The organism is Loktanella sp. DJP18, assembly GCF_049310965.1.
Taxonomy (GTDB): Bacteria; Pseudomonadota; Alphaproteobacteria; order Rhodobacterales; family Rhodobacteraceae; genus Loktanella.
The window spans coordinates 1-1,333 of sequence record NZ_JBMERN010000323.1; the positions used below are offsets into that span (position 1 = coordinate 1).

Here is a 1,333-nt window from a genome sequence, read left to right on the forward strand (position 1 = left end):
TATCCCAAAGCGCTGTGTGGCCTGACCGTGTTGTAGTGACGACGCCAGCGTTCGATCAGGATCTGGGCCTCGCGTAACGTGGTGAAGACCTCGCCGTTGAGCAACTCATCCCGGGAACGGGCGTTGAGGCTCTCGCAGTAGCCGTTCTCCCACGGTGAGCCGGGTGTGATGAATGCGGTTTTCGCGCCCACGGTGCCGATGCAGGCGCGCACCTTCTTGGCGATAAATTCTGCGCAATTGTCCGACCTTATGTATTCCGGCGGACCGCGTAGGATGAACAGATCAGTCAAGGCGTCAACCACATCCGTTGAATTGAGCCTGCGTTTAACCCGGATCACCAGCGCCTCCTTCGTGAACTCGTCAATGATATTCAGCGTGCGGAAGTTCCGCCCGTAGTGGGTTCGGTCCTGGACAAAGTCATAGGACCAGACATGGTTCGGGCGCTCCGGCCGCAGCCTCACGCATGACCCATCATTGAGCCAGAGTCGGCCCTTCTTCGGCTGTTTTTGCGGGACTTTCAGCCCTTCCTGCCGCCATATCCGTTCAACGCGCTTGTGATTTACATGCCAGCCGCTGTTGTTCAGCAGCCCGGTGATCATGCGATACAGTCGCGGAACTCAATCCCTTGGACAAGCTCAGGAAGGCGGTTTTGGCCGTCGAGTTTGCGCCATTTCTTTTGCGCTGACATCATCAGCTTGTAGGCCATGGCCAAACCGGTCGTCCGGCTCAGGCCCCCCTTGGTGCGTTTCGTGCGATGCCGGACCGTTGCGAAGGTGCTTTCGATCGGATTTGATGTCCGGATGTGTTTCCAGTGTTCGGCCGGATAGTCATAGAAGGCCAGCAGCGCGTCGCGGTCCTTGATCAGCTTGGCCACCGCCTTGTCCCATTTCACTCCGTAGGTTGCGACGAAGAAATCGAAGGCGGCGCTCGCTTTGGCTTTTGTCTCAGCCTGCCAGATGTCGTGCAGATGCGCCTTCGCCTTGGCTTGGATGGATTTCGGGAGCGCATTCAGCACGTTCATGGTCTTGTGGACCCAGCAACGCTGCTCCCGCGTCGTGGCGAACACCTCGCGCAGGGCCGTCCAGAACCCCAGAGCGCCGACGCCAATAGCCAATTTTGGGTCCTGTTTCAGGCCACGGCGCTTGAGATCGAGCAGCACCTCGCGCCAGCTCTGGGTGCTTTCGCGGAAGCCGTCGGTCATCGCCAGCAGCTCCTTGCGGCCGTATTCGTCCGCCCCGACGATCATTAGAACACATTGTTTTTCCTCGGCCATGCGCGGTTTGAAGTAGACCCCGTCCACCCAGATGTAGAGAAACCGCCGGTTGCCAAAGTC

At 58.8% G+C, this 1,333-nt stretch carries 1 protein-coding gene and 1 pseudogene; both read right to left on the reverse strand.

Annotated features, from left to right (window positions below; all coding sequences use genetic code 11):
* A pseudogene (locus tag ACOI1H_RS25615) lies at positions 1 to 605 on the reverse strand (IS3 family transposase); the annotation flags it as partial.
* A partial coding sequence (locus tag ACOI1H_RS25620) for an IS256 family transposase (protein WP_422441148.1) occupies positions 596 to 1,333 on the reverse strand: 738 nt, incomplete at its 5' end. The pseudogene ACOI1H_RS25615 and the gene ACOI1H_RS25620, both read right to left, overlap by 10 nt.